Annotated in this window: 16 protein-coding genes and 3 pseudogenes; 3 read left to right on the top strand and 16 right to left on the bottom strand. The window is 69.7% G+C overall.

Translation table 11 applies throughout. The annotated features are described in order from the left end of the window. Positions 1-6 precede the first annotated feature (6 nt). The 5 genes from whiA to uvrC all read right to left on the bottom strand — a co-directional run bounded on the left by whiA (position 7) and on the right by uvrC (position 5434). On the bottom strand, positions 7-987 hold the full coding sequence (gene whiA, locus J4H86_RS26160) for a DNA-binding protein WhiA (RefSeq protein WP_236540965.1): 981 nt from the start codon (positions 985-987) through the stop codon (positions 7-9). 125 nt (positions 988-1112) lie between these two features. Further along, positions 1113-1493, bottom strand: a complete 381-nt coding sequence (locus J4H86_RS26155; RefSeq protein ID WP_236540964.1) for a DUF488 domain-containing protein — start codon at positions 1491-1493, stop codon at positions 1113-1115. A gap of 32 nt (positions 1494-1525) precedes the next feature. Next, the gene (locus J4H86_RS26150; RefSeq protein ID WP_236540963.1) at positions 1526-2515 is read right to left on the bottom strand and encodes a gluconeogenesis factor YvcK family protein; all 990 of its coding nucleotides are present in this window, start codon (positions 2513-2515) and stop codon (positions 1526-1528) included. A gap of 32 nt (positions 2516-2547) precedes the next feature. Then, on the bottom strand, positions 2548-3450 hold the full coding sequence (rapZ, locus tag J4H86_RS26145; protein ID WP_236540962.1) for an RNase adapter RapZ: 903 nt from the start codon (positions 3448-3450) through the stop codon (positions 2548-2550). After that, positions 3440-5434 carry an excinuclease ABC subunit UvrC gene (gene uvrC / locus J4H86_RS26140; protein WP_236540961.1) on the bottom strand — a complete coding sequence of 665 codons (1995 nt, stop codon included), beginning with the start codon at positions 5432-5434 and terminating at the stop codon, positions 3440-3442. The genes rapZ and uvrC overlap by 11 nt, the downstream gene beginning before the upstream one ends. A 312-nt stretch (positions 5435-5746) precedes the next feature. On the opposite strand from uvrC, the gene J4H86_RS26135 reads away from it, so the two are divergent. Continuing rightward, positions 5747-6823: a mechanosensitive ion channel family protein gene (locus J4H86_RS26135; RefSeq protein ID WP_236540960.1), complete on the top strand. Its 1077-nt coding sequence runs from the start codon at positions 5747-5749 to the stop codon at positions 6821-6823. A 187-nt stretch (positions 6824-7010) separates the two neighbouring features. Here the strand turns inward: J4H86_RS26135 and J4H86_RS26130 are convergent, their stop codons facing one another. From J4H86_RS26130 to steA, 9 genes and pseudogenes are all read right to left on the bottom strand, one after another. After that, positions 7011-8255 carry an RDD family protein gene (locus J4H86_RS26130; RefSeq protein WP_236540959.1) on the bottom strand — a complete coding sequence of 415 codons (1245 nt, stop codon included), beginning with the start codon at positions 8253-8255 and terminating at the stop codon, positions 7011-7013. Between the two features lie 98 nt (positions 8256-8353). Beyond that, positions 8354-8983, bottom strand: a complete 630-nt coding sequence (locus J4H86_RS26125) for an RDD family protein (protein ID WP_236540958.1) — start codon at positions 8981-8983, stop codon at positions 8354-8356. Positions 8984-9036: 53 nt separating this feature from the next. Continuing rightward, positions 9037-11870, bottom strand: a pseudogene (gene uvrA, locus J4H86_RS26120) (excinuclease ABC subunit UvrA). Between the two features lie 201 nt (positions 11871-12071). Continuing rightward, a complete protein-coding gene (locus tag J4H86_RS26115; protein WP_236540957.1) occupies positions 12072-13118 on the bottom strand; it encodes a TerC/Alx family metal homeostasis membrane protein in 1047 nt (348 codons plus the stop codon). A 174-nt stretch (positions 13119-13292) separates the two neighbouring features. Further along, positions 13293-14405 carry a glycosyltransferase family 4 protein gene (locus tag J4H86_RS26110; RefSeq protein ID WP_236544187.1) on the bottom strand — a complete coding sequence of 371 codons (1113 nt, stop codon included), beginning with the start codon at positions 14403-14405 and terminating at the stop codon, positions 13293-13295. Positions 14406-14507: 102 nt separating this feature from the next. Continuing rightward, entirely contained in the window at positions 14508-16136 is a 1629-nt protein-coding gene (murJ, locus tag J4H86_RS26105; protein ID WP_236540956.1) for a murein biosynthesis integral membrane protein MurJ, read from the bottom strand. Beyond that, positions 16133-17002 (bottom strand): hypothetical protein, encoded by an 870-nt coding sequence (locus J4H86_RS26100; RefSeq protein WP_236540955.1) that lies wholly within the window; start codon positions 17000-17002, stop codon positions 16133-16135. Before J4H86_RS26100 ends, murJ begins: the two co-directional genes overlap by 4 nt. A gap of 1571 nt (positions 17003-18573) precedes the next feature. Then, positions 18574-19554: a copper transporter gene (locus J4H86_RS26095; RefSeq protein WP_236540954.1), complete on the bottom strand. Its 981-nt coding sequence runs from the start codon at positions 19552-19554 to the stop codon at positions 18574-18576. Next, positions 19551-20405 carry a putative cytokinetic ring protein SteA gene (steA, locus tag J4H86_RS26090; RefSeq protein WP_236540953.1) on the bottom strand — a complete coding sequence of 285 codons (855 nt, stop codon included), beginning with the start codon at positions 20403-20405 and terminating at the stop codon, positions 19551-19553. Before steA ends, J4H86_RS26095 begins: the two co-directional genes overlap by 4 nt. 629 nt (positions 20406-21034) lie before the next feature. Here steA and J4H86_RS26085 point away from each other — a divergent pair. Then, positions 21035-22027 carry an IS481 family transposase gene (locus J4H86_RS26085; RefSeq protein WP_236539480.1) on the top strand — a complete coding sequence of 331 codons (993 nt, stop codon included), beginning with the start codon at positions 21035-21037 and terminating at the stop codon, positions 22025-22027. On the opposite strand, the pseudogene J4H86_RS26080 reads toward J4H86_RS26085, so the two are convergent. After that, positions 22024-22898, bottom strand: a pseudogene (locus J4H86_RS26080) (IS5 family transposase). The gene J4H86_RS26085 and the pseudogene J4H86_RS26080 overlap by 4 nt on opposite strands. A gap of 117 nt (positions 22899-23015) precedes the next feature. Here J4H86_RS26080 and J4H86_RS26075 point away from each other — a divergent pair. Beyond that, a pseudogene (locus J4H86_RS26075) lies at positions 23016-23893 on the top strand (IS5 family transposase). On the opposite strand, the gene recN reads toward J4H86_RS26075, so the two are convergent. Then, on the bottom strand, positions 23890-25602 hold the full coding sequence (recN, locus tag J4H86_RS26070) for a DNA repair protein RecN (RefSeq protein ID WP_236540952.1): 1713 nt from the start codon (positions 25600-25602) through the stop codon (positions 23890-23892). The pseudogene J4H86_RS26075 and the gene recN sit on opposite strands and share 4 nt — an antisense overlap. Position 25603: the final 1 nt, after the last annotated feature.

Below are 25603 nucleotides of genomic sequence, written 5' to 3'. Positions count from 1 at the left end.
CCCGACTCAGCAGGCCATCATCTCTGGAGTCAGGTTCGCGTCGGTTCCCGGGATACCGAGGTCGTCGGCGCGCTTGTCGGCCATCGCCAACAGCCGCCGGATCCGACCAGCCACGGCGTCCTTGGTAAGTACCGGGTCGGACAGACGGCCAAGCTCTTCCAGGGAGGCCTGCTTGTGGGCCAGACGCAGCCGTCCCGCCGCGGCGAGGTGCTCGGGAGCCTCCTCACCGAGGATCTCCAGTGCGCGTTCGACCCGTGCCCCGGCGGCGACGGCGGCACGGGCGCTGCGGCGCAGGTTCGCGTCGTCGAAGTTGGCGAGCCGGTTGGCGGTGGCCCGAACCTCGCGGCGCATCCGTCGCTCCTCCCAGGCGAGCACGCTCTCGTGCGCTCCCAGCCTGGTCAGCAGAGCGGAGATCGAGTCACCGTCACGCACGACGACGCGGTCCACGCCCCGCACCTCACGCGCCTTGGCCTGGATCTTGAGGCGACGGGCGGATCCCACCAGGGCGAGTCCTGCCTCCGGGCCGGGGCAGGTCACCTCGAGCGACATGGACCGTCCCGGCTCGGTGAGCGAACCGTGCGCGATGAACGCGCCGCGCCACGCCGACTCCGCGTCGCACACGCCCCCGACGACGACCTGGCGCGGCAGTCCTCGGACCGGGCGCCCGTGGTTGTCGACCAGACCGGTCTGGCGGGCCAGGCTCTCGCCCTCGCGGATCACCCGTACCACGTACCGGTTCCCCTTGCGCAACCCCGCGGGCGACAACACCACGACCTCGGACTCGTGCCCGTAGATCTCGGCGATGTCCTTGCGCAGCCGCCGCGCGGCGGCGCCCGTGTCCAGCTCCGCCTCGATCACGATGCGTCCACCCACGAGATGCAGCCCGCCGGTGAAGCGCAGGATCGTTGAGACCTCCGCCTTACGACAGCAGGGTTTGAGGATGGTGAGCCGACTGAGCTCGTCCTTCACCAGCCCGGTCATCGCCATGGAGCGGTCCTCCCCCTCATTACTTCACGCCGTCCCCTGCCGACAAGCACATTACTGGCCCGTGGCCGCACTTCCACGACCACCACGGCGTGTCTCCCTTCCGTCACTCAAGAGCGCCCGGATCCTCAGCCTTTGTCGGCGTCGTGCTCCAGCAGGTGCTCCCGAAGCACGACGGCGTTGGAGTGTTCGGCGTCGGACGTCGCGAAGAGCAGAGTGACGGGCCCGGAACGCAGGGCCTCCCTGATCGGCCGCCACGCGTCCGGCTTCTGGTCGAGTTCGGTGTGGTAGGCGCGCCGGAACTCCTCCCACCGCGCCGGGTCGTGGTTGAACCACTCCCGCAGCTCGGTGCTCGGGGCCGCGTCCCTGGTCCAGTCGTCCAGGCTCAGCGAGTCCTTTCGCACACCCCTGGGCCAAAGGCGGTCCACGAGGAAGGTCGCGCCCCGTGGCGTCGCCCGACCGTGAACCACGTCGTAGACGCGCATGATCTCAACGTCGTCCCCTGTCATGGCGTTGACGATCGCACAGCTCACCCACGGGGTCACGCATCTCGGAAGAGGGTGTCGAAGGTGCCGGCGAGGCGCCAGGGATCGTGTCGTGCCGTCCCGTCGCCGGCCGCGAGGTCCGCGACGACGAGGGAGGCGCCGAACTTGGCCGCGGCCTTCTCCAACTGACGCCGCTCCTCTCGATCGGCGACACTGCGTGTGTCGCACAGCACCGCGTCCAGAGCGAGTTCGGGGGCGTGTGCTCCGAGGACCTCGAGGTAGTCGTGGCCCGCGAATCCGTCGGTCTCGCCGCGCTGGGGCGAGAGGTTCAGAACGACCACGCGCCGGGCGGAGGTGCGGGCGATCGCTCGGGCGAGTTCGGGAACCTGGAGGTGGGGAAGCACGCTGGTGAACCACGACCCCGGGCCGAGGACGACCCACTCGGCCTCACGCACCGCCTTGAGAGCGTGGGGTGACGCCGGCGGTTCCGGGGGAACGAGGGAGATCGACCGGACCCGCCCGCGCGTGCTCGCGCAGGCCACCTGTCCGCGTACGGTCGTCACCTCGTCGGGGTGCTCGGGATCGGCCCCCTGCACCTCGGCGACGATGTCCAGGGGAATCGAGGCCATGGGCAACACGCGACCGTGCGCCCCCAGCAGCCGGCCGACCCAGTCCAGGCCGGCGACCGAGTCGTCCAGGAGCTGCCACAGCGCGGCGATCAGTAGGTTGCCGACCGCGTGTCCGTCGAGCTCACCGTCGGAGTGGAAGCGATGTTGGATGACCTCGCTCCAGACGTGGCCCCACTCGTCGTCACCACAGAGGGCCGCGAGCGCCATCCGTAGGTCCCCTGGGGGGAGGACCCCGAACTCTCCGCGCAGCCGCCCGCTCGACCCGCCGTCGTCTGCAACGGTCACCACCGCGCTGAGTTCACCGGAGACCCGTCTCAGCGCGGACAGGGAGGCGAACAGACCGTGCCCGCCGCCCAGGGCGACGACACGTGGCCCTTTGACGGGGGTCCCGTCCGACTGCGAATCCAACGGCGTCATGTGCGCCCTCTCGCCGAGCTCACGGGGTGCTGTCACTCGCGGCCCAGGTCCCGGTGACTGACCTGTGCTTCCACACCATCTTCGGCCAGTCTCCGGCCGATCTGCTCGGCCATGGCCACACTGCGGTGCTTGCCACCGGTGCAGCCGACGGCGAGGGTCATGTAGTGCTTGCCTTCCCGCAGGTAGCCGGGGACCAGGAGGCGCAGGACCTCGGTGTAGGAGTCCAGGAGTTCCTTGGCTCCACGCTGGGCCAGCACGTACTCACGCACGGCGTCGTCGTGTCCGGTGAGGGGCCGCAGGCCCGGGACCCAGTGTGGGTTCGGGAGGAAACGGCAGTCGATCACCAGGTCGGCGTCCGCCGGCAGACCATACTTGAAGCCGAAGGACACGACGTTCGCGCGCAGGGTGATGTCGCGGTTCTCACCGATCGCGCCGATGACCTTGGCCTTCAGCTCGTGTGGGTTCAGCCGCGAGGTGTCGATGACCAGGTCGGCGTCACCGCGCACCGGGCGCAGCAGCTCACGCTCCCGGTCGATGCCGTCGGTGACCCGCCCGTCGCCCTGCAGGGGGTGTGGACGGCGCACGGCGTCGAACCGGGTGATCAGCGCGTCGTCGGCCGCCTCCAGGAACACCACTCGGGCGGCGATTCCGCGCTGCCGCAGGATCTCCATCGTGGACCGCAGGTCCTCGGTGAACGCCATGCTGCGCACGTCGACGACGGCCGCGACGCGTGGGACGGCTCCGTGGGTACGGCCCGCCAGGTCGATCATGGTCGGCAGCAGTCCCGGAGGGAGGTTGTCGACGACGAACCACTCCAGGTCCTCCAGGGCCCGGGCCGCGGTGCTGCGCCCTGCCCCCGACATGCCGGTGATGATGACGATCTCCGGCGGTAGCTGCTCCGGAGGCAGAGTGCCCCCCGGACTGTCAGTGCCCATTGGTGTCCCCCCGATCGCCCGCCTGGGCTGAGTCTTCGTGCAAGGCTCGCTGGATGGCCCGCGCCGTCGCCTCTCCCACACCGGGAACCGCGGCGATCTCCTCCACGGTCGCGCGGGACATACGGCGCAGCGAACCGAAGTGCTTCAGTAGCGCCGCGCGTCGCGCCGGCCCCACCCCGGCGACCTGGTCCAGGGCACTTCCCCCCACAGCGGCTGAGCGTTTGGAACGGTGGTAGGAGATCGCGAAGCGGTGTGCCTCGTCCCGCAGCCGCTGCAGCAGGTACAACCCCTCACTGGAACGCGGAAGGATGAGTGGATCTTCCTCCCCCGGAAGCCAGACCTCCTCCAACCGCTTGGCGAGGCCACACACGGCGACGTCGTCGATCCCGAGTTCCGTGAGAGCCCGCTGCGCGGCCTCGACCTGGGGTCTACCTCCGTCCACCACCACCAGGTTGGGGGGGTAGGCGAACTTCGCCGGTGCCTCGGGCACCTCACCGTCGGCGGCGCGCTGGGCCGCGGCCGCGGCCTGGCCGGCCTCCGCGGCCGACTCCGCGCCCACGAGCTCACCGGACTTCTGGCTCTCCTCCAGGTATCGCTTGAAGCGGCGGGTGATCACCTCGCCGATGGCGGCGACGTCGTTCTGTCCGTCGACGCCGCGGATGCTGAAGCGCCGGTACTCCGACTTGCGGGCCAGGCCGTCCTCGAACACGACCATCGAGGCGACCACATGACTGCCCTGCAGGTTGGAGACGTCGAAGCACTCGATGCGCAGCGGGGCCTGCTCCATACCGAGGGCGTCGGCGATCTCGGTGAGCGCGTGGCTGCGGGTGGTGAGGTCGCTCGCGCGTTTCGTCTTGTGGCGAGCGAGGGTCTCCCGGGCGTTCTTGGTGACCGTCTCCATGAGGGACAGCTTCGCCCCACGTCGCGGTACGCGGAGGTCCACCTTGGCGCCACGGATTCCGCCCAGCCACTCGCGCAACGCGTCGACGTCGTCCGGCAGGGCGGAGACGAGCACCTCCCGGGGCACGGTCGTGGTGCCCTCGCCGTTGGTGCCGCCATAGAGCTGCTGCAGGAACCGCTCGACGAGTTCGGGGACGTCCGCGTCGTCCACACGGTCCAGCACCCAGCCCCGCTGACCCCGGATTCGGCCACCGCGCACGTAGAAGACCTGGACCGCCGCCTCCAACGGCTCCGCCGACAGGGCGATGACGTCGGCGTCGGTGGCCTCACTGAGCACGACGGACTGCTTCTCCATCGCGGTGCGCAACGCAGCGACGTCGTCACGCAGCCGCGCGGCGCGCTCGAAGTCCTCCTCGAGGGCGGCGGCCCGCATCTCCGACTCCAGTTGGCGCAGGAAACGCCCGGTGTCACCAGCGAGGAACGAGCAGAAGTCCTCCGCGAGCGTACGGTGCTCCTCGGGGGTGACGCGGCCGACGCAGGGGGCGGAGCACTTGCCGATGTAGCCGAGCAGGCAGGGCCGGCCACTGGTGCGGGCACGGCGGAACACCCCGGCCGAGCAGGTACGCACGGGAAAGGCCCGCAGCAGCAGGTCGACGGTCTCACGGATGGCCCACACCTGCGGGTAGGGGCCGAAGTACCGCACGCCGCGACGCTTGGCCCCGCGCATCACCTGGACCCGCGGATACTCCTCGTCCATGGTGACCGCGAGGTAGGGATAGCTCTTGTCGTCCCGGTAGCGCACGTTGAAGCGGGGCGCGTACTGCTTGATCCAGGAGTACTCGAGCTGCAACGCCTCGACCTCGGTGCCGACCACGGTCCAGTCGACGTCGGTGGCCGTGGAGACCATGGTCTGCGTTCGTGGGTGCAGTGCCGCGTAGTCCTGGAAGTATGATGCAAGGCGAGAGCGTAGGCTCTTCGCCTTTCCGACATAGATCACCCGTCCACCCTCGTCACGGAACCGATAGACGCCGGGAGCGTCGGGGATGGATGCGGGTTCCGGGCGTAGTTGCTTGTGGGAGGCCATCGAGGTGTCTCTCGGCAGGGAGCCGCCACCGCCGTCGGGGCGGAGAGACCGCCAACCGCTCCTGCCGTTTCTCCTCTCCGCGTGTGGTACGAGCCATGCGGCTCCGGACAGGGGAAGGACCCCGATCCTATTGTGGGGGGTCGTGGGAGTGGACTGGTCGAACGGCGTGCACTCACGACGCCACAAACACCTCTGACCTGGGATTTCACCCGAGCGGAGCAAGATCCTCGCCAGGTGGGCGCTGGTCGTGGGCAGGGGAACGCAAACGGGTGTGCCCATGGGAAGTACGGGCCGAAGGACTCTGGAGTCGCGGTGAATCTGGCAACCTGGCTGTGGAGTCTCGTCGCGATCACTGTCGCGGTGGGACTCGTGACCGGTGCGCACTGGGTGCTCAACCACAAGTTGCGCTCGGTGTGGTCACTGGCCACCCCCCTGGTGGAGCGGTGCAAGTACTCCGCCTACGCGGCGGCCGTGGTCGTCGCGGTCAACATCGTGGTGCCCGGGGCGTCGGTCTTCAGCGAACGCGCCTGGTACACCGTCTACGAGCACGGCATCCGCATCGGGATGATCATTACGCTGACGTGGCTCGGCGTGTCCGTGGCCTATGCCCTGAGCGACGGGATCCTGGAGCGGCTGAGCGTCTACGACGAGGACACCGACCGCAAGGCGCGCCGGCTGCGCACCCAGATCCGGCTGGCCAGACGCGTGATCACCTCGCTCATCGTGTTCATCGCCTTGGCCTCGATCCTGTGGACCTTCCCCGAGATCCGCGCCCTGAGCGCCGGTCTGCTCGGTACCGCCGGTGTGCTGAGTATCGTCGCCGGCGTCGCGGCCCAGTCGACGCTCGGCAACATCTTCGCCGGCATCCAACTGGTGGGGGACCAACTGCGCATCAACGACATCGTCGTGGTGGAGAACGAGTGGGGACGGGTGGAGGAGCTCACCCTCACGACCGTGGTGGTGCGGATCTGGGACGAGCGTCGTCTGGTCCTGCCGGTCTCCTACTTCACCAACAACGCCTTCGAGAACTGGACCAAGCACGGGGCGACCGTCACCGGAAAGGTGTACCTGCGGGTCGACTGGCAGGTACCAGTGCGTGAGCTGCGGGAGCAGACCGGGGATTACATCGGCCGCCACCCCCTGTGGGACGGGCGCCGTTGGTCGCTCCAGGCGACCGACGTGTTGGAGAGCGGATCCGTCGAACTGCGGGTGGTGGTCACCGCCGCCGACTCCGACGCCCAGTGGGACCTGTGCTGCGACGTCCGGGAGTTCCTGATCACCTACATCACCGAGCAGTACCCGGAGGCCCTACCGCACCGCCGGACCCAGCTCCTGGACGGCACCGGGCGCGAGCCGGGTGAGCTGCGCACCCTGATCCGGGACGAGTGACGACGATTGACGTGGTCGGTGCCCGGCGGGGACGCCGCCAGCACCGACCAGGCCGCGAACGGACGGGCCGCCGCTTCCTCGGGGGTGGCCCCAGGGGAAGCGGCGGCCCGTCACACCGTCACTGTGGGCCGCCCCCGTACAACGGTGTAGACGGGCGTGCGATCCCACGACGTCACGGTCACCAGGCTCAGCGTGTCGTGATCACCACGGTCTTGGCGAACTTGTCGTTGAGGGACTGCCGGTTGGGCTTGTCCCACAGCGGCCACAGCCCGTTGAGCAGCGGGTAAATCCACGCGATGTAGGTGACGAACGGGATCGCGTAGAGGATGTAGAACCCCCACCACGAGGCGGCGCGAGTCCACGCGGTCCCACCTGCGAGCCCCGGCTGCGGTCCGGGACCGGTCTGTGGCACCACGACGAGTCCCATGACCTTCTTGCCCACGGTGGCCCCGCCCGAGCCCAGCATGAGGCCCTCGTAGACCAGTCCCACCACGAACGCCAGGATCCCGCTGATCAGGATCGGCACGAGCAGTCCGGTGGGAGCGAAGGGGTCGTACAGGAGCGCGGTGAGGATCCCGTAGATGATGCCGAAGGGAACACCGACGATCACGCCGTCGATGATCCGCGCGACCAGGCGCTGCCACCACTCGGCGAGCTGACCGCCGCCCTGGGGCGGCGGCGGGTATCCGAGCTGCTGCGCATAGGGGTCATACCCGGGTGGCTGCTGGCCGGGGTAGGGCTGCTGGGGACCAGTACCTGGCGGGGCCGGGTATCCCTGTGGCGCTTGTCCCGGGTAGCCCCCGGGCTCCTGCCCGGTGTAGCCCTGCGGCTGGCCCGGATACGGCTGCCCCTGATAGGGCTGCTGCCCCGCGTTGGGCGGCAGGCCGTAGGGCTGTTGCGGCTGGGCCTCACCCGGATACCCACCGCTCGGTTGTCCTGGGTAGGGCTGCTGCGGACCACTACCGGGCCGCGCTCCGTACCCCGGTTGGGGCTGCGGCGGCTGGCCCGGGTAGCCCCCGGACTCCTGCCCTGGGTAACCCTGCGGCTGCTGGCCCGGATACGGCTGCCCCTGATAGGGCTGCTGCGGCTGGGCCTCACCCGGATACCCACCACTGGGCTGACCACCATATGGCTGCTGCGGACCGTTGCCTGGTGGGGCCGGGTACCCCTGCGGGGGCTGGCCCGGGTAGCCCCCGGACTCCTGCCCTGGGTAACCCTGCGACTGCTGGCCCGGATACGGCTGCCCCTGGTACGGCTGCTGCCCCGGGGGTTGCGGTGGCTGGGGCTGGCCCTCGGCCGGGTAGCCGCCGCTCGGTTGGCCTGGGTAGGGCTGCTGTGGGCCGCTGGCCGGCTGTCCCGGGTGTCCCTGCCCGGGCTGCTGCGGATCAGAACCGTTCTCCGGCTCGTCAGGCGACTGCGGTGGGTAACTCATCGACGCTTGCACCTTCGGTTTCGGGATCATTTCGCATTGATCGACTCATCCCCATTGTCGATCAGCTCGAAGCGGTTGTGTCCGCGCCGCTCAGCGTGTCACGTTCGCCGTGGGTCCGCGGTCAGGCGGCTGTGGCGGGGTGCCACGATCTGCACCACCCGGGTACGGACGATCTTGTCATGGAGGCCCTGTCGGTAGGGCCGATCCCACAGAGCCCACGCCGCCGACACGATGACCAACACGTTGAGGGTGTTGATCACGAGGCTGGGGGTCCAGGCAGCCGCCGTGGGCAGGTTGAGTAGCATCGCCCGCCGCGAGGCGTCGCCGGCGGTGACACCCAGGGGAATGATGTCCTCGTTGACGGGGATCACCTTGATACCGACCAGCATCTTGCCCGGAGTGCGCCCCCAACGGGTGACGAAGTAGGTCTCGTACCCCACCCAGAGACCGAACAGGATGAACGCCGCGGCGATGTCGCCGACGAACAGCGGGGACGCACCGCCCTCGGCGATCTCCTCCAGCGACTCCAGCGTGGTCATGGGCAGGCCCATCACCCGATCGACGAGGACCTGAATGAGCAACGAACTGGGGAACATCAGCAGGAGCGTGTCGATCAGACGCGCCGCCACGCGACGCGCCACGCCCGCCGGGGGTGCGGTTGCCTCGGGGCCGAAGCCGTTTGGCCGGAACACCGCGTCGTTGGTGCCGTCGTCTCGGCTCACCGGCATCGCCATTCATCACTCGGGTGGATACGTGGTTTCCGAGCTTAGCAACCGCTTGCTCACACCAGTTCAGCGAGAAAACGGCCCGTGTGGCTCTCGGGAACGTTGGCGATCTCCTCGGGTGTGCCCTCCGCGACGACACGGCCGCCGCCGGAGCCTCCCTCGGGACCCATGTCGATGATGTGGTCCGCGGTCTTGATCACGTCCAGGTTGTGTTCGATCACGATCACGGTGTTGCCGGCGTCGACGAGGCGCTCCAACACACCCAGGAGTTTGCGCACATCCTCGAAGTGCAGCCCGGTGGTGGGCTCGTCGAGGACGTAGATGGTGCGACCGTTGCTGCGACGCTGGAGTTCGGAGGCCAGCTTCACCCGCTGGGCCTCGCCACCGGACAGGGTGGTGGCGGCCTGGCCCAGACGGACGTATCCGAGCCCCACGTCGTCCAGGGTCTGCAGGTGACGCCGGATCCCGCTGATGGGCTCGAAGAAGTCCAGGGCCTCCGAGACCGGCATGTTGAGCACGTCGGCGATGGTCTTGCCCTTGTAGTGGACCTCGAGGGTCTCCCGGTTGTACCGGGCGCCGTGGCACACCTCGCAGGGCACGTAGACGTCCGGCAGGAACTGCATCTCGATCCGGATCGTCCCGTCGCCGGCGCAGGCCTCACACCGTCCGCCCTTGACGTTGAAGGAGAACCGGCCCGGCTGGTAGCCCCGCACCTTCGCCTCGGTGGTCTGGGCGAAGAGTTTGCGGATGTGGTCGAAGACCCCGCTGTAGGTGGCGGGGTTGGACCGCGGCGTGCGCCCGATCGGGCTCTGGTCCACGTGGACGACCTTGTCCAGTTGGCCCATGCCGTTCACACGCAGGTGCCGCCCGGGGACGTGTCGCGCGCCGTGGAGCTCCCGAGAGAGGGCACGGTACAGGATGTCGTTGACGAGGGTGGACTTCCCGGATCCGGAGACACCGGTCACCGCGGTGAGAACCCCCAGGGGGAACGCGACGTCCACCCCCACGAGGTTGTGCTCCCGCGCACCCTTGACCACGATCTCGCGCCCCTTGGTCAGGGGGCGTCGCTCGGTCGGGATCGGGATCTGGCGCCGGCCCGACATGTAGTCACCGGTGAGGGAGTCGGTGCTGGCCAGCAGGTCCTCGACCTGTCCGGACACGACGACGTTACCGCCGTGCTCACCCGCTCCCGGGCCGATGTCCACGACCCAGTCGGCCGCGCGGATGGTCTCCTCGTCGTGCTCCACGACGATCAACGTGTTGCCGAGGTCGCGTAGCCGGCCGAGGGTCTCCAACAGTCGGTAGTTGTCGCGCTGGTGCAGCCCGATCAGGGCTCGTCCAGCACGTAGAGGACCCCGACCAGCCCGGAACCGATCTGGGTGGCCAGTCGGATGCGCTGCGCCTCCCCACCGGAGAGGGAGCCGGCGGCACGTTCCAGGTTGAGGTAGTCCAGGCCGACGTCGAGCAGGAACCCCAGCCGGGCGTGGATCTCCTTGAGGACCTGCGCGGCGATGGTGGTCTCCCGCTCGCTCAGGCTCATCTCCCGCAGGAACTTGGCGCACTCGCCCAGCGGGAGCTTCGCCACCTCGGCGATCGACTTGCCGCCCACCGTCACGGCCAGGATGACCGGCTTGAGGCGAGCGCCACCGCAGCTCGCGCAGGGGACGACCCGCATGTAGCCCTCCAGCCGTTCCCGGCTGGTGTCGCTCTCGCTCTCGGAGTGCCGACGCCGCACCCACGGCAACACGCCCTCGAAGCTGGTGTAGTAGGAGCGGGTGCGCCCGTACCGGTTGCGGTAGCGCACGTGTACCTGGGTGTCGTGCCCCTCCAGCAGGGCCTTTCGGGCCTGCTTGGGCAGCCGCTCCCAGGGGGTGTCCAGGTCGAATCCGAGGGCGTCGCCCAGGGCCTGCATGAGCCTGCCGAAGTACTCGGTGGCGTGGCCGCCGCTCCAGGGGGCGATCGCTCCCTCACTGAGGGTCTTCTCCGGGTCCGGGACGACGAGTTCGGGGTCGACCTCCATCCGGGTGCCCAGACCGCTGCACTCCGGGCAGGCGCCGTAGGGGGAGTTGAAGGAGAACGAACGCGGCTCGAGCTCCTCGAAGGACAGGTCGTCGTAGGGGCAGTACAGGTGCTCGGAGAACACCTTCTCCCGTTCGGCGTCGTCCTCGGCGACGTCGACGAAGTCCAGGATGATGGTGCCGCCGGCGAGCCCCAGCGCGGTCTCGACGGAGTCGTTGAGCCGACCACGCGCCGACTCCCGCACCACCAGCCGATCGACCACGATCGCGATGTCGTGCTTCTCGTACTTCTTCAGCTTCGGCGCCTCGTCCAGACGCACCAGCTCACCGTCGACGCGCGCGCGGGTGAAGCCCTTGGTCTGCAGGTCGCGGAAGAGTTCGGTGTACTCGCCCTTACGGCCCCGCACCACGGGGGCCAGCACCTGGAAGCGCGTGCCCTCGGGCATCTCCAGCAACCGGTCCACGATCGCCTGCGGCGACTGCCGCGCGATGGGACGACCGCAGACGGGGCAGTGGGGGTGGCCGATCCTCGAGTACAGCAGGCGCAGGTAGTCGTAGATCTCGGTGATGGTGCCCACGGTGGAGCGGGGGTTGCGGCTGGTCGACTTCTGGTCGATGGAGACCGCCGGGGACAGTCCCTCGATGAAGTCGACGTCGGGCTTGTCCATCTGACCGAGGAACTGTCGCGCGTAGGCCGACAGCGACTCCACGTACCGGCGCTGACCCTCGGCGAAGATCGTGTCGAAGGCGAGCGAGCTCTTGCCCGAACCGGACAGGCCCGTGAACACGATCATGGCCTCGCGGGGCAGATCCACCGAGACATCCTTGAGGTTGTGCTCGCGGGCTCCGCGTACCTCCAGATGCTCGGCCATGGTGTGACGCACTCCCCCACATTGCGACGCGGATGAATGGTGTGGCGTACCGGGTGTCCCAGAAGGGTAACCAAACGTGCGCACCCAATGTTCCGAACCGGTGCGCCGATCGGCCCGCGTGTGGCGCGTGCCCGACAGACCGCGACGGCGAGCGCCGTCGCAGTCCACGACTATACCCGTACGTTCGTTCGAAACGGAACGCTACCGCGGCTCCTCGCCCCGGTCCTCGCCTCCGACGCCGGTCGCGGCGCCGCTCTCGTCCGTCTCGGCGACCGCGCGTTGGCGCTTGGACGCCCACAGGCTCGCCACGATGGTGATGACCATCACACTGGTGATGAAGACGAGCGAGACCCCGATTCCGATCTCGGGAACCGGAACGCCGTTCTCGTGCAGGGCGTGCAGGAACATCTTCACGCCGATGAACAACATGATGATCGACAGTCCCCAGCCGATCTGGGACAGCCGGTCCATCAAGCCGGCGAGCAGGAAGTACAACTGGCGCAGGCCCATGAGCGCGAACGCGTTCGCGGTGAACACGATGTAGGCGTCCTGGGTGAGGCCGAAGATGGCCGGGATCGAGTCCACGGCGAAGACGAGGTCGGTGACGCCGATCGCCAGAATCACCAGCAGCATCGGGGTGGCCATCCGGACCCCACCCTCGCCACGGACGAAGAGCGCGCCGCCACGGTAGTCGTCCGTGAAGGGGATGACCTTGCGCACCCGGCGCAGGAAAACGTTGTCGGTGTAGTCGAACGCCCCGGCCTCCTCGCCCTTGATCTGGCCCTTCAGGATCTTGTAGGCGGTGTAGATCAGCAGCGCGGCGAAGAGGTAGAAGACCTCGCTCCACTGGTTGATCGCGGCAGCGCCGATCCAGATGAAGATGCCGCGCATGATCAGGGCGACCACGATGCCGACGAGGAGCACCTCGTGCCGGTACTGACGTGGTACCGCGAACCCGGTGATGATGAGGTAGAAGATGAACAGGTTGTCGACGCTGAGGCTCTTCTCGGTCAGGAACCCCGCGAAGTACTCCCCTGCCACGGTGGGACCGCCGACGATCCCGACACCGATGCCGAACGCCACGGCGAGCAGGAGATAGAACAGGGCCCACCAGGCCGCCTGACGAACACCGAACTCCTTCGGGCCCGACTTCTTTGACCACGGGTGGTCCACGATGGCCAGGTCGGCCGCGAGAATGAGGATGATGCCGCCGATGGTGACGGCCCACACCCAGAAAGGAACATCCACTGTCGAAACCTCCGGTCGCAGCATTGGTCCGCGCCATGGGACGCGGACTGCCTACTTCCGGAGGTCTCTCCCGCCCACGCTCACGCGAGGACCGACGGAACCGGGCCCCTAGGAGCCGTGCTGACGATTCCGCCGCGGGGGGATACTCCCCTCCTGTTCAGTTGTCTGTCTCCTTCATACCGTGCTTTGGCGCGGCGGGAAACCACGATCTGTCGCCAGTTCGGCATACAACGCCTCGAGCTGGGCCACGGCGTCGGACTCCGTCGGAAGTGTGACCGCTTTCATAGCGGCGGCCGCCCGGAGTCGGTTGGCGAAGTCGGAGTCGTCCAGGACCCGGTCCACCGCGGTGGCCAGAGCCCCGGCGTCGCGAGGAGGGACGAGCAGGCTCGCGTTCGCGTAGCGCTCGGGGATTCCCCCGACCCGGGTGGCGACCGCGGGCAGGGCCGCCCGCATCGCCTCCATCATCACCAGTGACGGTCCCTCCCACAGGCTCGGCAACACGAACACGTCGGCCGCGGCCATCAGGTCGGCGATGTCGTCCCGGTGTCCCACCAGACGCACCGGGAGTCGTTCGGCGTCGACGCGCTCCTGGAGTTCCGCGCGCAGTGGCCCCTCGCCCGCGACGGCGACGCGGGGGGCGGACGTCCGGCGCGCCCACCGGCGGCTGGCGTCCAGCAGGGTGTCGAGCCCCTTCTGGGGGGCGAGCCGGGCGACGGTGAGGATCAAGGGTTCGTGTTCGGCTACGCCCAGTTCCCGACGGACCGAACGACGGTCCCGCGACGGTTCGGGGGCCTGTGGCGCGGCGACGGTCGCGGACACGACCCGGCGTGCCCCCCGGTCGCGCATGCGGCGTTCGAGGTCGACCGAGACGCCGAGGACGGCTTCGGCGCGCCGCGCGACCAACGCCTCCAGGGCCGGGTAGGCGCCCCGGAGAGGTCCGCGCACCTCCGGTGGCGCGTTGTGAACCGTGACGGCGAGCGGTGACAGCCGCGCCAGTGCCGACGCGCCCCCCGCGCGCAGACCGTGAGCGTGGACGACGTCCATCTTCCCCGACAGGGCCCGGCGAAGGCGCAGCGCCGCACCGAGGTCGCGCAGGGGGTGCGGCCGGTCCCCGATCTCGACCCGCACGACCGTGGCGCCCGCGCCGGCGAAGTCGAACAGCTCCTCGACCTGGGCCGGAGCGACCACGGTGGTCAGGTGCCCCCGCGAGACGAGACCCGCGACCAGGCCACGCACGTGTGCGCCCACGCCGCCGGTGCTCGACCCGACGACCAGCGCGATCCGCATCGCTCCCCACTCCTCCGCCGTACCGCCACCCTCCGTCGCTCGCTCCTGGGTGACGCTCACCGTCGCCGGTTCCTGTTCCACGTATCGCCTCCCGCCTTCGCGTCAGGGCGTGGCCCGACGGAGGACCGCGCGGAGGGCGAAGCGTCCGGCGTCCCGGTCGACCAGCGCCGTCACCAAGGCGAACACCAGGATCGCGACGACTCCCGCCAGTACCGCGGCGCCGGCCTGGGCCGCGGCGCCCGGCCGGAGTAGCTCCCCCGCGACGAACGCCCCACAGGCGAACGCGGGCGGGGTGGCCACCAGCACCGCGACGGCCGAACGGATCATCCCCCTAAGACACTCACTCCCCCGCAGGCGGACCACGGACACCATCAACGCCACACAGGCCACACCCAGCCCGAGAGACGTCGCCGCACCGAGCGCCGCGACCGCCCAGGTCGAGGGCACCGCGGCGACGAGCGCCACCGCGGTGGTCATCACGATCGCCCACCCGGCGAGCTGCGCCACCGCGGCCTGTCGCCCGTGATGGGCGGCGTACAACGCCCTGCTGTACAGGGCCACGAGACCGAAGACGACGATGCCCGGGGCGAAGGTGATGATCGCCCAGGTGAGCTCGGCCCCCGCCGTTCCCTGGTCGTGGGCGAGGAAGCCGCCCAGGGGGCGGGCGGCGGCGGCCAACGCGACGGCGGCAGCGGCGGCGGTGACCAGCACGGATCTCGCCGCGCCGGCGACGAGCCGACGATAGGCGGTCGTGTCGCCGAGGTCGTGGTGCTCGGAGAGGGTCGTGAAGGCGCTGAGCGCGATGGGGATCGCCACGACGCCGTAGGGCAGGGTGAACAGGGCCCAGGCGTAGTTGTACAGGGCGAGTGCGCCGGGGCCGCCACCTCGGTTGGCGAGGGCGATCGCGAGCAACTGGGTGAGCTGCATGCCCGCCGGTGGGAGGAGGGCGGCGAACGCGAGAGCGCCCGCGCGCGCCGCGACCCCGGGCGGAAAGCGCAGGGTGGGTCGGAACAGTCCGACCCGTAGGCGCAGCGCCGGTGCCAGTGCGGTGAGGAACAGGGCGACGACGCCGGCCGTCGTGCCCAGCGCCAGGGTGAGCTCCGCACTGAGTGGAAGGTGGGCGAGGTCATTGACGTAGCCGCCTCCGAGCGGGACGAAGGCGACGTAGACGCCCATCACCACGAGGCTCGACAGGAGGGGGGCCAGTGCGGGGCCGAGGAAGCGGCGGTGGGCCTGCAGGACCGCGTAGAGGGCCGCGGCCAGACCGTAGAAGACGATCTGGGGCGTGAACATCAGGAGGAAACGAGCCGTCAGGGGCAGGACCACCTCGCCGAGTCCGCCACAGCCATCGATGTCGCCGATGAGGAGGGCGACGAGCGGGGCGGAGACGAGGGCGAGCAAGACGGCGAGACCGGTGCTGACCAGGAGCACCCACGTGACCACGGCGGCGGAGATGCGACGGACCGCCTCGGTGTCGCCGCGCCGCACCGGTCCCGCCAGGATCGGCACGACCATGCCGGCCACCGCGCCGCCGACGACGACCTCGAAGAGGATCGTGGGGATCTGGTTCGCGGTCAGGTAGGCGGTACCCAGGCAGGTGTCGCCGACGGTCTGGGAGAACACGACGACGCGCCCGAACCCGGCGACGCGCGCGGCGGCGGTGACGACCGCGATCAGCGCCGCCGCGCCCGCCACTCCTCCGGTGATGGCTGCGAGTCGGCGCCGTGTCATGGGCGCCGCGCGTCGGTCTCCGGTCCCGCCTCCGCGCCACGGCCCAGACGGTCCAGCCAACGCAGCGGCGGGACCGCGTCGATGACGCGGGAGAAACTGACGGCTTCGCTGGCCACGGTCAGGACGACGAGAGACGCGGCACTCACGGCGCGGGTCCGTGAGGTTCCGCCGACAGCGTAGGAGAGACCGAGGAGGGCGCCGATGGTGTTGGCTCCGCCGTCCCCGAGCATTCCGTCCTCGTGGAGGTCGGCGGGCAGGACGGCCAGTACCGGTCCCAGGGCGGCGGCGGAGAAGGCGGCGCCTTCGCCGGGCAGTGTCGGGGCTCCCATCAGGAGGGCGGCCTTGGCCGCGCGTCCGGGACGCAGGTCGAGCAGGTTGACGAGGTTGGCGCTGCCCGCGATCAGGATCGTGTTGACCGCGACGTCGCGCGGTCTCGTGGAGACCAGGGCCGCGGCACCCAGACTCCCGGCGGCGATCCCGAAGAGCTTGACCGTTCCGGAGGTGAGTCGTCCCTCACGCAGTGCCTTGAGGTGTCCCCGGAACCCGCGCGCACCCCGACCACCAACGGCGTCGTCGTAGGCCCCCAACACCGCAGCGGACCCGGCGGCGAGGACTCCCGCGAGTCGCGCCCGCCCCGGGACACCAGGGGCGCAGGCGGCCCCCACACACGCTCCGAGGCTCAACGCCGTCCCCTCGGCCAACGTCACCTGGACTCCCTGGAAGTTCTCCCGCCGCCAGCGCTCCCCGAGAATCCGTTCCGTCCCCCGGTACCCGATCCATGTGACGACGGCCCCCGTCACCCCGGTCGCCAGCACGGCGGCCGCACCGGGAGACCTCCGCCCCCGCGAAGCCGAACGCGCCCTCACGCGCACTCCCCCGCCCCACCGGGACCGGTCCCGTCCACGGCCCGCCTCGTCACGCATCCCCGACCACACCCACCGACGCCCGCTCGCCGCCACGGCCGGCCAGTAGTGGAGTACTTGACGCGCGAGCGCCGCCCGAGCGGGCGAAGTGAGGGGCCGCGTCGGTCACCAAAACCTCACCCCCGCCCTCCGACCCGTCGGCCGGCACCCGATCCACGTGATGCCCGCGGCCAGGGGGCCTCCGCCCCCGCGCGGCCGAACACGTCCCCCCACCACATCCACCGACACCGACTCGAAGCGACAGCCCGGCCGACGGTGAAGTCCTCCACACGTGGGCACCACCCGAGTGAGCGAAGCCATCAGCCCCATCGGTCACCAAAAGACCACACCCCCGCCGTCCGACCCGTCGGCCGACAACCGATCCACGTGAGGACGGCCCCCGTCGCCCCCGGTACCCAGTACGGCGGCCATGCCGAGAGGTCTCCGCCCCGACGAAGTCGAACGCGCACTCACACGCACTCCCCCGACCCACCGGGACCGGTCCCGTCCACGGCCCGCCGCGTCACGCATCCCCGACCACACCCACCGACGCCCACACGCCGCAACGGCGGGACCGGTGGCGGAGTGCTTGGCGCGCGAGCGCCGCATGGGCGGGCGAAGCGACGGGCCCCATCGGTCACCGAAAGGGAACGCCCCGCCCCCCGACCCGTCGACCGGTACCCGATCCAGGTGACGGCGGCGATGCCGGGCAGTCTCCGCCCCCGCGGAGTCGAACGCGTCCTCACACCACACCCACCGACGCCGACTCGAAAGCGACAGCATGGCCAACGGTGAAGTCCTCCACACGTGGGCACCATCGGAGAGAACGAATCCACGGGCCCCATCGATCACCGAAGGACCACACCCCCGCACTCCGACCCGCCCGCCGATCCACAATCCACGTGACGACGGCCCCGGTCATCCCGGTCGCCAGCACGACGGCCGCACCGGGCAATCTCCGCCCTCGCGAAGCCGAACGCGACCTCACGCGCGCTCCCCCAGCCCACCGATACCGATCGCGCCCCCGACCCGCCCCCACCCGAACGGACGACCGGACCAAGGGAGGAGTACTTGACGCGAGAGCGCCGCCTGAGCGAGCGAGGCGACAGGCCGCGCCGGTCGTCAGCGGACCACGCTCCGGCTCTCCGGCCGGTTGATCGGTGATCGTCGCCGTCGTGGGCCGGTCGCGCCACCGAGCGCCCGCCGCACCCGTCAGGGCGTTCACGGCGCTCTCCCGCAGCGGGGCTGATCCCCGAACGTCCCCCTCCGCGTGTCCAGGAGGTGCGGACGGCGCCTCGGTCGTGCCGCGCCTCCACGTGTCGCCCATGTCGCCCATCCGGCTTCCCCCACACCCTCTCCGCCAGCCCGGTGCGAGGGGGTCGGACCGATCCTCATCATTCCCCGCGCGGCACCGACGTATCCGGCACCGCGGCGAGGAGCCCCGCGGGCCGAGGTCTCCCGACCAGGTGCCCCCGCGGGGAAGGTGTGGGGCGACGACGCGGGAGCGTGGCCCCGCGCGGCTCCGGACGTGGCGATCACTCGTCGTCCTCCTCGTCGGGGGCCGGGGGGACGGGGTCGGGGAGGTAGTCGTCACTGCCGGGGCCGATGCCGTAGTGGCCGACGTTCCCGTGGGCCGCGCCGGCCAGGGCGTACACGGTGACGATGTCGCCGGCGGGATCGCCCGCGATGTCGACGGTGGTGATGGCGTCGCCGGCGGCACGGGCGTGGGCCACGAGACCGGATTCCTGGGCGGATTCGGGAGCGCCGGCGATCACCGTGCCGTCTCCGGTCGCGTCCGCGGCCTCCGCCAGGGCGAGAATGGGGGCGTATCCCGCGTCGGGGTCGTCGGGATTCGTGGAGTCCGCTGGTGTTCCCATCCCCTCGGGACCGAGGAAGAGCGCGAGGTCGGCGCCCCGGGCGGGTTGGCCTCCGTAGCCGAGCAGGCCACCGTCGTGGAAGCCGTCCAGGACGGTTTCCCGGGCGGAACGCTCGTCGGCGTCCTCGGGCGCCGTCAACAGGACGGATGCCAGCAGGACGGCCGCCCGCTCGTAGGCACCGCCCGAGGGGAGTTCGGGGGAATCGAGCTCAGGCTCGCTCACGAGGTCGTCGGTGAGGTCGCGAACGTGGGGCGCCTCCGCCGGGTCGAGGTAGCGCTCGGTGAACGAGACGCGACCCGTCATCGTCGCACCGGCGGCGGTGACCTGATCGGCCAGTTGGTCGCGGGTGGTCGCGTCCACTCCCGGCGCCTCGACGATGACGACGCGTTCGTCGTCCAGTTGGTCGGCCACCATGTCGCCGGACCAGGCCGCGACGAGTGCGGTGACGCCGGCGTAGCGCCGGTCGGCGGCGTCCTTCTCCGCGCGTAGCTCCTCGGCCTCGTCCCGCATCTGCGCGGCGTCGGCGTTGAGCCGGTCGAGCAGGGGATCCTGCAGCATGGTGCTGCCCAACACGATGCCGACCGTCAGGGCGAGAAAGACGCCGACGAGGGAGACCAGGTGATACCGAAAGTCGATCACGTGAACAGTCCCGTCAGCCAGTAGTAGAACACTTCCCACTGGGCGGCGATTCGGGTCATGTAGAACTGGCCCGCGGGTGAGCTGAACGCGCCGGCGACGATCGCGACGAGGGCGGCGGCGACGAGCCCCAGTAGGGACCAGGGGGAGATACGACTCCGGTAGAGCCGACTCACCCCCTTCGCGTCCACGAGTTTCCCGCCGACGCGCAGCCGGGTCAGGAAGGTGCTGGACATCCCGGACCGGCCCTTGTCCAGGAACTCCGCCAGGGTGGCGTGCGTGCCGACCGTGACGATCAGAGCGGCGCCGTGGCCGTCGGCGAGCAGCATGGCGGCGTCCTCACTGGTACCGAGCACAGGGAACACCGTGGCGCCGTGGCCGAGGTCGTGGATCCGTTCCAGGCCGGGGGCGCGCCCGTCGGGGTAGGCGTGCACGACGAGTTCCGCGCCGCAGGTCAGCGTGGCGTCGGAGATCGAGTCGAAGTCACCGATGATGAGATCGGGTCGGTACCCGGCGTCGACCAAGGCGTCGGCTCCGCCGTCCACTCCGAGGATGGCGGGGCGGAACTCCCGGATGTAGGGGCGCAGCGCGGCGAGGTCCTCCCGGTAGTGGTACCCGCGAACGACGATGAGCGCGTGACGCCCTCGGATGTGGGTGGCGACGTCGGGCACGCGGGCGTCGTCGACGAGCAGATCGCGTTCACGGCGGATGTACTCCATGGTGTTCAGCGCGAAGGACTCCAACTGCGCCGACACTCCCGGCGCGCGCCTCCGCCATCGCGGCCGCGACCGACTCCGTGTCCTGCGGTGTCCCCTGGCACACGAGGACGCCGTCCCGGAGTAGCCCGCCGTCACGAACCGAGAGCCGTTCCCCCTCCTGGACCAGGGTGAACACGTCGGGCGGCACGTCGTCCACGACCGTGATCCCAGCCTCGACCAACACCTGGGGCCCTCGGTTCGGATAGCGCCCGCTGATCCCGCGAGCCACGTTGAGGACCGCGCTGACGCCACACGCGACCAGGGACTCCGCGCTCACGAGGTCGAGGTCCACATGGTCGATGACGGCGATGTCGCCGGGCCGCAGGCGTTTGGTGAGGTTCTTGGTCCGCTGGTCCAACCGCACGATCCCGCTCGCCGGGTCCGGTTCGCTCGGCTTCCGGCGCATCCTCGGCAGCCGCGCTGCGAGGACGGCTGGTACCTTCACAGCTCGCGATGCTGTCAGATTCCGACCTGACCTGCGATGATTACCGTAAGCGTGGGCGTGTCACATTGGCATCCCCGCGCCGGCCACCCCCGTCAGGGTTGCCCACATCCATCCGGTGGGGGTGCGCATCCACCTGCTCTGACGCGATAAACAACCCCCGTCAGCGCCCTAGGTGTACTGACCATGGAGGTTGGTAACACCCACCCCGCGTGATGCATACGAAGAGGGCCTCCGGTATCGATGGGGATTGCGACATCATCACCGGACCGGAAGGCCCTCGATGCCTCACGCTACCCATCCCAACGCCAAGCTCGCACCGGCTGGCCGCCTGGCATTGGCCCGCTGCATTGTCGAGGACGGATGGCCGCTGCGCCGGGCCGCTGAACGCTTCCAGGTCTCGGCCACCACCGCCCAGCGCTGGGCCGCGCGCTACCGCACCGGCGGCCCAGCCGCCATGACCGATGCCTCCAGCCGTCCCGCCCGCTCGCCCCGGCGCACCTCCATCCGCCGTCAGCGCCGCGTCATCAAACTCCGCCACCTCAACCAGTGGGGACCGGCCCGTATCGCCGGGCACCTGCACATGCCCGCCTCTACCGTCCACCGCATCCTCACACGCCACGGCTGCGCTCGCCTGGCCCACCTGGACCGCGCCACCGGCCGCACCGTGCGCCGCTACGAACGCGCCCGCCCCGGCGAACTGGTCCATGTCGACGTCAAAAAACTCGGCTCCATCCCCGACGGCGGCGGCCACCGCGCAGTGGGCCGCCACGCGGGAGTACGCAACAAGCAGGCAGCCACCACCGCCCGACGCAACGGGTCCCCGGTGATCGGCCACAGCTACCTGCACACCGCCCTGGACGACCACTCCCGCCTGGCCTACACCGAAATCCTGGCCGACGAACGCAAAGAGACCGCCACCGCCTTCTGGCAGCGCGCAGCGGCCTACTTCGCCTCGGTGGGCATCACCGTGGAGCGGGTCCTGACCGACAACGGGTCCTGCTACAGATCCGGTCTGTGGCGCGAAACGCTGACCCAGACCCAGATCGCACACAAGCGCACCCGCCCCTACCGGCCCCAAACCAACGGCAAGGTCGAACGCTTCCACCGCACCCTGACCGACGAATGGGCCTACGCCCGCCCCTACACCTCAGAGACCCAACGCCGCCACGCATTCACCGGATGGCTGCACCACTACAATCACCACCGCTTCCACACCGCCATCAACGGCCCACCCACCACCCGCGTCACCAACCTCACAGGACAGAACACCTAGGTTGTGTTTTGTGGGTTGTGGTTGAGCCAGAGTAGGGCGCTGATGAGTGTGATTCCGGCTTGGTAGTGGGTGGCGTGTTTGTCGTAGCGGGTTGCGATGGCTCGGTAGTGCTTGAGTTTGGCGATGCAGCGTTCGACGAGGTTACGGCGTTTGTAGGCGCTGCGGTCGAAGGCGGGTGGGCGTCCGCCGTAGGAGCCTCGTTGGTGTCGCCATGCTTTTTGGTCGCTGCGTTGGGGGATGGTGCAGGCGATCCGGCGGTTGCGTAGTAGCTGTCGGATCGCTTTGGAGGAGTAGGCCTTGTCCGCGATGACGCGTTCGGGGCGGGTGCGGGGTCGTCCTGGGCCGGGGCGGGGCACGCGGATGGTGTTCATGAGCTGGGCGAAGACTGTGGAGTCGTTGGTGTTGCCCGTGGTGATGACCATGGCCAGGGGGAGTCCGCGCCCGTCGGTGGCCAGGTGGCTTTTGGTGGTCAGTCCGCCTCGGGAGCGTCCGAGGGCTTGGTCCTGCTTTGTTCGGTGCTCGGTCCCTTTTTTCGTGCCCCGGCCGCGTGTTGGTGGGCCCGCACGGTGGTGGAATCGATGCTGACCTCCCATTCGATGCGGCCGACGGCGTCGTGGCGGACATGGACGTGTTCAAGGATTGCCTTGATGGTGCCGTCGTTGGCCCAGCGCCGGTAACGGCCGTAGACACTTTGCCAAGGCCCGTAGCGTTCGGGCAGGTCACGCCACGGACACCCGGTAGCGAGTTTGTAGATCATGCCATTGAGCATCCTGCGATGATCGTGCCAGCGCCCACCTCGGCCCTGATTGATGGGAAGCAGCGGTCGGACGTGTTCCCAGGCTTGGTCAGTGATCTCGTGTCGTCGAACCACACACCCATCACTAACAGCACGCGACCAACAACCACAGCCGAACCACAAAACACAACCTAGGTCGTGTTTTTTGGAGGGTCTGCGGGGTGGGTGGGTGGTCTGGAAGTGTTGGGTGGCATGGTTCGACGCCATGAACTCACCGACGAGGAATGGGCTTTGCTCGCCCCGCTCATGCCCGCCCACCCCCACAAAGGAAAGCGGTGGGCCGACCACCGCAAGGTCATCAACGCGATCCTGTTCAGAACCCGCACCGGGATCCCCTGGCGGGATCTGCCCGAGCGGTACGGGCCCTGGGAGACCGCTGCCGGGCGGCACCGCCGCTGGTCACTGGACGGGACCTGGGACAGGATCGCCGAACGGCTGCGTATCGACGCCGCCACCGGTGAGGCCCTCGAGGTCGGCATCGACTCCACCACCGTGCGCGCCCACCACCACGCCGCCGGCGCCACAAAAAAGGGGGAGCGGCCCGGAACGAACCGGACGGGTCCGAAGCACTGGGACGCTCCCGGGGAGGACTGACCACCAAGATTCACCTGATCGCCGACAACCGTCGCCGCCCCTTGGCCCTGGCCACCAGCCCCGGCCAGCGCGGTGACACCCGCATGTTCGAGCCGCTGATGGCCGCGCTACGGCTGCCGCGCGGCGCCGGCCGCCCGCGAACTCGCCCAGACCGTCTGCTGGCCGACAAGGCCTACTCCTCATCAGCGATCCGGGCCCACCTGCGCAGACGAGGCATCCGGGCGACCATCGCCCAACCCCACGACCAAAGCGCCAACCGCAAACGCAAAGGAGCCAAAGGCGGCAGACCCCCGACCTTCGACCGGGACACCTACCGAAACCGCAACACCGTCGAACAATCCATCAACCTACTCAAACAAAACCGAGCAGTCGCGACCAGATACGACAAACGCGCCGCGATCTACGACGGAACCACGCAAATCGCCTCCATCCGGATCTGGCTCCGCGACCTCACCCGTTCAAAAAACACGACCTAGCCGTCGCGGTGCTGGGTGCGTTCCTGGTCGGCGACCGCGAGGAGCTCCTCGGCGTGGGCTCGGCCGAGTTCGGAGTCCTCCAGGCCCGCGAGCATTCGGGCGAGTTCGCGCAGGCGGCCCTCGCGGTCCATCGACCGGACACCGCTCTCCGTCACCAGGCCGTCGTGGGACTTCTCCACGACGAGGTGGGCGTCGGCGAACGCGGCGACCTGCGGAAGGTGGGTGACGACGATGACCTGCGCGTTGGCTGCGAGGCGGGCCAGGCGGCGTCCGATCTCCACCGCGGCCTTGCCGCCGACGCCCGCGTCGACCTCGTCGAAGACGAAGGTGGGCACCGGGTCACTGCCGGCGAAGACGACCTCGATCGCGAGCATCACCCGGGACAGCTCGCCGCCGGACGCTCCCTTGTTCAGCGGAAGCGGCGGGGCGCTGGGGTGTGGGGCGAGGAGGATCTCCACCTCGTCCCGACCGTGCGGACCGAACTCCTCCCCTGTGGTGACGCGCACGGTGACGCTGGCGTGCGGCATGGCGAGGGACTTGAGTTCGTCGGTGACGTCCGCGCCGAAGCGGTGTGCCGCGTCCCCACGTAGCCGGGTCATGGAGTCGGCGAGTTCCTCGAGCGTGGCGTGGACCTGCTCGAGCTCCGCCCGCAGCGACTCGATCCGCTCGTCGTCGCCGCCGAGCTCCTCGAGGCGCTTGGCCGCGTCCTCGGCCCAGGCCAGCATCTCGTCGGTCGTCTCGCCGTACTTACGGGCGAGTCCGGTCAGTTGGGACCGGCGTTCCTGCACGACGGCGAGGCGTGCGGGGTCGGCCTCGACCGACTCGGTGTAGGAGGCGAGTTCGGTCGCGGTGTCGGTCACCACGTAGGTGACTTCCTCCAGGCGGTCGGCGAGCGCCTGGAGCGCGCTGTCATGTTCGGAGACACCTCCGAGTGCCTGACGCGCGGTCGACAGCAGAGCCATGACGTCGACCTCGACGTCGCCGGCGGGGTCACCGGCGAGGGCCTCGTGGGCGGTCGACGCGGCGAGGCGCAGGGCGTCGGCGTGGGCGAGGCGGTTCTCCTCGTGCAGCAGCTCGGTGTCCTCGCCCGGACGGGGGTCCGCCTCGGTGATCTCGTTGACCCCGAACCGGAGTCGATCCGCCTCGAGTTCCCGTTCCTGGGCACGCTCCGTCAGCTCCTCGAGCTCCGCCCGCACCTCGCCGAAGCGGCGGTAGGCGGAGGCGTAGGAGGAGGCCACGGTGCGCAGGGACGGACCCGCGTAGCGGTCCAACGCCTCGCGCTGACGGTCGGTTCGCAGCAGACGGTGTTGGTCGGACTGGCCGTGCACCGCCACCAGGTCGTCGGCGAGCACCCCCAGCACGCTGACCGGTACCGAGCGACCGCCGAGGGCGGCCCGGGAGCGCCCCTCCGTCGAGATCGACCGGTTGAGGATCACCACGTCCTCGTCGAGCTGCCCTCCGGCGTCGACGACGCGTTCGGCCACCCGCCCTTGAGGTGACACCTCGATCCGTCCCTCCACCACGGCGCGCTCCGCGCCCGGGCGGACCCGCCGAGGATCGGCGCGCCCCCCGAACAGGAGCCCGAGCCCGGTGACGACCATCGTCTTTCCGGCACCGGTCTCGCCGGTCACCACTGTCAGTCCCGGTGATAGTTCCAGAACCGCGTCCTCGATCACACCCAGACCTTGGATGCGGACCTCTTCCAGCACC

Origin of the sequence: Spiractinospora alimapuensis (genome assembly GCF_018437505.1) — a bacterium.
GTDB classification, from domain to species: Bacteria; Actinomycetota; Actinomycetes; order Streptosporangiales; family Streptosporangiaceae; genus Spiractinospora; species Spiractinospora alimapuensis.
This window is presented reverse-complemented; position numbering and strand designations above follow the sequence as displayed.